The sequence below is a fragment of the Acinetobacter sp. YH12099 genome (assembly GCF_013419195.1).
Lineage (GTDB): Bacteria > Pseudomonadota > Gammaproteobacteria > Pseudomonadales > Moraxellaceae > Acinetobacter > Acinetobacter towneri.
Genome location: NZ_VPAP01000035.1, coordinates 1 through 7150 on the forward strand (window position 1 = coordinate 1; position 7150 = coordinate 7150).

The 7150-nt window shown below is 37.4% G+C and carries 8 protein-coding genes and 1 pseudogene; 3 read left to right on the plus strand and 6 right to left on the minus strand.

Annotated elements, in window-relative coordinates:
* The 3 genes and pseudogenes from FTU39_RS13245 to greB all read left to right on the plus strand — a co-directional run.
* Positions 1-1204: pseudogene (locus tag FTU39_RS13245) on the plus strand (hypothetical protein); the annotation flags it as partial.
* On the plus strand, positions 1194-1805 hold the full coding sequence (gmtX, locus tag FTU39_RS13250; RefSeq protein ID WP_180052268.1) for a gamma-mobile-trio protein GmtX: 612 nt from the start codon (positions 1194-1196) through the stop codon (positions 1803-1805). The pseudogene FTU39_RS13245 and the gene gmtX, both read left to right, overlap by 11 nt.
* Positions 1802-2275, plus strand: a complete 474-nt coding sequence (greB, locus tag FTU39_RS13255) for a transcription elongation factor GreB (protein WP_180052269.1) — start codon at positions 1802-1804, stop codon at positions 2273-2275. Before gmtX ends, greB begins: the two co-directional genes overlap by 4 nt.
* A 58-nt stretch (positions 2276-2333) precedes the next feature.
* On the opposite strand, the gene FTU39_RS13260 is transcribed toward greB, so the two are convergent.
* The 6 genes from FTU39_RS13260 to FTU39_RS13285 form a co-directional block, all read right to left on the minus strand.
* Positions 2334-2936: an ATP-binding domain-containing protein gene (locus tag FTU39_RS13260; protein WP_180052270.1), complete on the minus strand. Its 603-nt coding sequence runs from the start codon at positions 2934-2936 to the stop codon at positions 2334-2336.
* A gap of 73 nt (positions 2937-3009) precedes the next feature.
* Complete coding sequence (locus FTU39_RS13265; RefSeq protein WP_180052271.1) at positions 3010-4677, minus strand: IS66 family transposase; 1668 nt, start codon at positions 4675-4677, stop codon at positions 3010-3012.
* Between the two features lie 74 nt (positions 4678-4751).
* Positions 4752-5087 (minus strand): IS66 family insertion sequence element accessory protein TnpB, encoded by a 336-nt coding sequence (gene tnpB / locus FTU39_RS13270; RefSeq protein ID WP_000618091.1) that lies wholly within the window; start codon positions 5085-5087, stop codon positions 4752-4754.
* A complete protein-coding gene (locus FTU39_RS13275; RefSeq protein WP_154320783.1) occupies positions 5084-5467 on the minus strand; it encodes a transposase in 384 nt (127 codons plus the stop codon). The genes tnpB and FTU39_RS13275 overlap by 4 nt, the downstream gene beginning before the upstream one ends.
* A gap of 82 nt (positions 5468-5549) precedes the next feature.
* Positions 5550-6614, minus strand: coding sequence for a UvrD-helicase domain-containing protein (locus FTU39_RS13280; RefSeq protein WP_180052272.1), 1065 nt, complete (start codon positions 6612-6614; stop codon positions 5550-5552).
* On the minus strand, positions 6605-7150 hold a 546-nt coding region (locus FTU39_RS13285), incomplete at its 5' end, for a hypothetical protein (RefSeq protein WP_218953100.1). The genes FTU39_RS13280 and FTU39_RS13285, both read right to left, overlap by 10 nt.

The following is a 7150-nucleotide window of genomic DNA, read 5'->3' on the forward strand; positions in this document are numbered from 1 at the left end:
AGCTTGCTTCAAGATACTCATGATCAAGCTGTCTGAATACTTAGATGTTTTCATAGAAAATCTCCTTAAATCAAGGTTATTCGATTTTCTACTTTTAAACTCAATTATTTTTAGGGAGGATTACCTTTCCAATCAAGAAATTAGAACACGATTAGAAGAGGGCGAGAAAATAGCACTAAAATCAGAAGCGGAATCCATCCAAAGAACAATTGAACAAAATAAAATTGAAAGCATTAAAAATCAATTAATTGGAAACAACTTAGAATTATTGCAAGCGTTATCGAATGATGTACCTGTAGGCAACTATATATTTAGAGACTATGGAATTTGTCCATTTGCAGCCTCACGCTGTGACGATGGCGGAGATTTAATTAAAAGCAGTTCATTTTATACCCCAACTCCCCAAGGTTATCTCGGAGTGCAAAATTGCATACGATGCCGGCATTTTATTACTGGTCCAGCCTTTATTGGAGGATTACTGGCAATCACTAATGAAATTTTGCTGCAGTCAAATGATCAATCTGAAATTTGCTCTAAACTCCAAATTCAAATAAATCAGATTAATCAAGAAATTGATAATCTAGAGAAAGAAGAATATATCGCCAATTTAAAGCAATTGAAATTTAATGGTGCTGAAAATAGAGCAAAGTTAGAAACTGAATTACGTAATTTTGAATCTGAATACGAAACTGCTGCAAAAAAACTAGATATGCTCTTATGCGATATTCAAGCAGCATATAGTCATATTACCAAATGCCATAAGCTCATTAATAACAGCCCTACTATAGAGGGTGATACAAAGCTTTCATTAATTACAGCACCTAATGCTGAATTGGTATTAGAGATGGAAGAAGTGAGCCATTATCAACAGTTACAGGAAGTTTGCGATAATGCAATGATTTATAAGTCATGTAATGCGGATCAAGCGATTTACCCTCGTACACAATTGATTGACAAGATGGCGATGTTTAATGAAATTATGCCAAACTTATTTATGCTTTCAAAAGAACAACAACTTAGTGCAGGGAATCAAATTTTTAAACTCCTAATGAGCCGTCTCAAATCGTGGGATAAGGTACAAAAAGTTATGGATGGTGAAATTAAACTCATTGAACTTCCAGAGTATGAACTGATTGAAAAATCAGAAATTGAACTCATTCTTCACAATTCACCTACTTTGATTGAGGCAAGCCATGAAGCCTGAAGAGTTATTGAATAAATTAAAAGTTGGCTCATCACTTAAAATTCAGCAATCCCTTGATGCAATCTATGAGATATGTACTGAACAACAGGAACGTGGAATTCATGACTTCTCGATCAGCACAATTGCTAAATTGGGCAATAACCGTGGTGTCCCCAAGGCTCAAAGTATCAGAAATAAAACTGGTGAAAAATACAGAGCTCTAATTCAATGCTTTGCAGATCTGTCATCTCAAAAACCTAAGTTACGAAAACCATCGCAAAGCGAGAATGATTGGATTGAAGAAATACAAAATCCAAAACATCAATTACTCGTCCGCATCATGGCATCTGAGTTAAAAGAAGCTCAGCAAATAATTCGTGAAATTGTGCCTCCTAAACAACGTATTGATATTTATGATCATAAAAATATGATACCTGATCAGTCTTTTAAGCTTTCTGAACAAGAGGTTCGAGCGTTACAATACTTGCTATCTACAGATTTTCAAAAAAAGTGGAATTTAAAGCCAACTCATTTTGGTGAGCTTGTAGATGAATCAAATAAGCCTGTTTTTAAAGTTTCAACCTTAGATGCCTTACGTAAGGCTTTGGAGTATTTGTCTTGAATCGTAAATTGCTGACGGCTGAAGGCTACCAACGCTTACAAGACGAACTAAATGATTTAGTCCGTAAAGAACGCCCAGAAATTACCAAGATTGTTTCATGGGCTGCTAGTCTCGGCGATCGGTCTGAAAACGCAGATTACCACTATAACAAAAGAAAGCTACGTGAAATTGATCGTAGAATTAGATACTTAACTAAACTTTTTGAAGTAGCCCATCAGGTCGAATATAGCCCTGAGCAAGATGGAAAAGCATATTTTGGAGCATGGGTTGAATTAGAAAATGATGAGGGTGAAACCATCAAATTTCGTATTGTTGGAGATGAAGAAATTTATGGGCGTAAAGACTATATATCCCTCCAAGCTCCCATAGCAAAAGCTTGTTTAGGGAAGTCAGTAGATGATGAGATCCAAGTACATACACCTACTGGAAAAAAAACTTGGTATATCTGCCAAATTAACTATAACCAATAAACGGTTATAGTTAACAAGAGCTATTAAATTATGTAAAGCAATTACGCACTCTCTTTTTTTAGCATCTCACAATCTCAAAGTGCTCACTAAATTTAGGCTCGTCCGTAATGTCTAATGATGGCACTGAAATAAACAGTCGTTCCTTAGCACGGCTAACAGCAACGTATCGAATGCGATGCTCTTCATCATCGACTAATTTAGGAGATAGAATAAAATCTAGTTCCTTATATGACTCTAAAACCAGTAAAACATTATTAAATTCATCGCCTTTTGACTTGTGTATCGTCTTATTTTTACTCATATCATCAGGAATATTTATACAAGCACTCATTTGATTATAAAATGTACTTTCATAAAACTCTTTAACATTGCCTCTACTTACTCTCGTAAGAGGTGAATCTAATAGTCTCTGTATAACTTCAATAAAATTTATTAAGTTTTTATTTTGATATGATTCATATCCCTCAATAAGAGCCAGAATATATTCAATTGTTTTAGAAATTGAATATTTGCTTTTAGGAAATATTTTTTCTAACTCTTTAAAAGCTTCTTTAAATTTTTTTTCTCTTGCTAATTCAATAGCTTTAATACTACTACAAACAACCTGTCTTCTATCTTTATTTGTATCTGCAACTAGTATCTTTTCAAATAAATTCTCCATATTAAACGACTCATCAAGTTCATTTTTAAGAGCTTTTACAATGTAAGCGTCCGCTGAACTCCATGCCTATTTTTTAATTCGGTTCAGGTTTCCAGCGGTGTGGTAGCAATTCTTCAATCTGAGTCACTTTATGTGTCGGCAACCTTTTCAGCACATCACTTAAATAGGCATAGGGATCCAGCCCATTCAGCTTTGCTGACTGGATTAATGTCATAATATTGGCTGCTCGCTGACCGCTGCGCAGCGAACCTGCAAATAACCAGTTCTTACGTCCCAACGCCCAGGGGCGCATCTGGTTTTCCACCCAGTTATTGCAAATCGGTAGATTGCCATCATCCAGATAGCGGCTTAAGGCTGGCCAACGCTTCAGAGTGTAATTGATCGCCTTGGCGGTAGGAGAACTCGATGGCACTGTCAGATGATGTTGGTTGAGCCATTCATATAGTTGTTGCATCACTGGTTGACTATGCTGTTGTCGGTATTCGCGGCGGTCTTCCGCTGTACCATCGGTCTTTTTCCTGAGTTCGGCTTCTATCGCATACAGTTTCTGAATCAGCACTAATGCCTGTTCAGCAACCTGACTTTTCCCAGTTACATGCAGTTCATGGAATTTACGACGTGCATGGGCCATGCAGCCCACCTCAATCACCTGACCTGATTTAAAACGTGCTTTATAACCACTGTAATCATCACAGACTAGATAGCCCTGCCAGCCTTTCAAGAACTCTTCAGCATGCTGGCCTGAACGACTATCCTGAAAGTCATAGATCACCGCCTGAACTGGATTGTACTGTGTGGTGGCATAGGCCCAGACATAACCTTTCTTCGGTTTTTTATCATTCTCACCCATCCGCATGATGGTGACCGGTGTTTCATCTGCATGCAGCACCTGCTGTTGTAGTACCACCTCTTTTAAGGCATTGGCCAGAGGCTCCAGTTCTACACCGCAGCGACCTATCCAGTCAGATAACGTTGATCTAGAAAGCTCGATTCCCGCCCGCTGATAGATCAGACGTTGACGGTACAGCGGCAAATGATCGGCATACTTCGATACCAGCACATGGCTGAGCAGTTCAGGTGAAGCAATGCCTTTATCAATCACATAGGCAGGCATCGCTTGCTGAGTCAGGGTGTCACACTGATCACAGACCCATTTGCCACGGACATGCTGTTCCTTGTAGAACTGTGCCGGTCTGAAATGCAGTTTTTCACTGATATCTTCGCCGATACGACGGAGTTGGCAGCCACAACTGCATTGGGTTGATGCAGGTTCATGCTCAATACGGATGGTGTGTAGATGATCGGGCAGCAGTCGACGTTTAGGTTTATTTGCTTTGGCTTTGTGTGTCGCTGCATGGGTTTTATCTGCATTTAATCGTTCTAATTCCAGATCAACGGCTGCGATATCTTCTTCGACCGCCTCATCCCACAGATGGATTTGTTTTGCGGTGAGATGTTCGTTTTTACTGCCGAATTTATGCTGTTTAAACAGCGCCAGTTCATGCTCGTATTTTTGATTGAGAATAGAAAGATGCTGAACTTTAGAATCTAATTGCTGATTGGTGACTTCAAGATGTTGAACTTTGGCATCTAATTGTTGATTTGATACTTCCAGATGTTGAACTTGAGCATCTAATTGTTGTTTATCTTCTGCGAGTTGTTGATGCTGCATCGCCAACTGCCGGGTGAATTCCAGCAGTTGTTCATGGGTCAGTTGGCTTAAGTCAGGCAGCGTATTCATGACCGCAGTATGCCTGAGGTCATGAGAAGAATGAAATAGAACGTTTGGAGAATAGCAGAATGGAACAGCCTGGTTTAAAGCATCGTCACCACCTGCTGTCGTCCAATGCGCTGCCAGGGCAAACCTTGGATCAGTGCCTGTAACTGTTCCGGGCTGAGGGCCACGGTTTCACCTTGGTGAACTTGAGCCCAGTGAAATTTGCCCTGTTCCAGCCGCCGGGCACACAGCCAGATGCCCAGTCCATCATGTACCAACACTTTCATGCGATGGCCACGTTTATTACAGAACAGGTAAGCACAATGCGGTTTGATGTAGCCAAAGGCTCTCACCACCTGAGCCATGGTCGTATCCATACCTGCACGCATGTCCATGGGCTGAGTAGACAACCAGATTTCATCAATGCGGATCATGTTGCAAGTGCCTTGAGTAATTCTGCCAAGACAGGTATTTCTGATGTCTGCCATTTTAGCTGAATATCATTATTCGTATGAGGCACGGTGATACACAACGTGATCCTCTCATCAATAGGTTGGCTGATTTCAGCAGTGTAAGGCAAAGCAATAAATGCTGGATTCACATGAGTAGGATCCTGCACGGCACCCTCATGATGGCTGAAGATCCTGATCCAACGACTGACAAGGTTGGCATTAATACTATGTTGCAGTGCGACCGAAGCGATCGAGGTATTAGGATTTTTACAGGCATTGACAATACTGAGTTTGAATTCTTTGCTGTATGTTCTGCGTTTTTTAGCAACAGGAGGTGTTGCTGAATATATATCCATGTTCATGGATTAAGTCCCCACTTGTTTTTAGGTGGGAACTAAATTAAGGCTTATAGGATCGCTTGGTAAGGCTGTGTTAGCCGGATGCTTACTTTACAATTAAATTATCTCTAGATAAAGTATGGAAATCTTTATCAATACATCTTTCCCGAACTATTTGAATAGCGTGTTTAGTAGGTCCCACAATTAAACAATGATTTTCCCCTTCTATTTCTCTAGTAGGCTCTTGAATTAAATCTGACCGTATAAGATTAAGAATTTTAACGATTTTAATCGTACTACGATTATTTTTTAATATTTTATAATGATACATTCTATCTAAATTAAAATCTAAAAATTGCGCTACATCAGCCCCCTGAAACTCATAAATAGATTGCGCTGGATCACCTATACATCCAACTATAGTTTCAAATTCAGATATTTTTTTAATAATAGTCATCTGAATAGGATTGCAATCCTGAAATTCATCAATAAAAAAATAAGGGAACTTTGATCTAATTACTTCCAATATAAAAGGATATCGAGTAATCAATTGATAACTAAAGAATAAAACATCATCATGGTGAATATATCCAGATTTCCAATGTTCTTGACGATACGAGATATAACTATCTTTCTTGATAGATGCTTTAGGATTAATTGTTCCCAAATATTTTTTATTTTTAGGAAGCCTTAAATACAAAATACCATCAGATTCCAGTTGCCATTGAATAGTATTTAAAGCCTTCTTTACCTTATTTTCTTCACCATATAAATAAAATTGCCGAGTTGATTTTATCCAACTTTCCATTTTAGAAAATGAGTGATTAAGTTCATCATGACCGTCAAGTTTAGAATAATTAAGGCTATATTCATCAGCTATTAAGAAAACATATGGTTTAACAATATGACGATAAAGAAAACTATGTATTGTCGAAACATCCACCTGTGTTACAGAAGTACCTAATCTAGTCAAAATCGTTTCAACTGCTATATTCGTATAAGTTATACAGTCAATTTTCCGTATTTTACTAAGTCGATTTGAGTGATGAAGCACATTTCTTATATGCTCAACTAACCAATGTGTCTTACCTGCTCCAGGACCAGCACTAACTTTAAAATGATGTTCAATATCATCAAGTCTTTTATTAGAATCTATCTGTATTATTGACATAAAAATTCAATTGCCTCCTTAATATAAGTAGGGACAACAAAATCTTTAAAATCATCAGTGCCTTTTTTTTCCAAATTTTCTTCTAATATTCTTGCAAGTTCTAAAGCATTCTCACCTTTTCCTACTGAATTTAGATAACGTGAAGCTATAAGAGCTTTAATTTTATTATCAACAGTCCAATCAGGTTTTGTATTAGCTTTAATACTTTTAACAATTCGAGTATTTTCCTTACTTTTCTTTTTCAAAAGGCCAACAATATCTTCAAAGCTTTTTTCATCTTTGTAAGCTTGCATTAATTTTTTAATTTCACCTTGATTTGACATATAGTCAGTTATTAAAAAATCTGCTTTAGCATTAACTCTTAATATTTCATACTCTAAAGTTTTCCCGAAATTTTTATCTGGACTAAAAAATCTAATATTTGGATGTGTATCATAAGTAGGATAAATATTTTGTTTATATTCATATCCATCAGGATCAATCCCAAATTCAAATGGATAACATTTCTTGTAATTTAAAGTTTCATCTACAGCAGG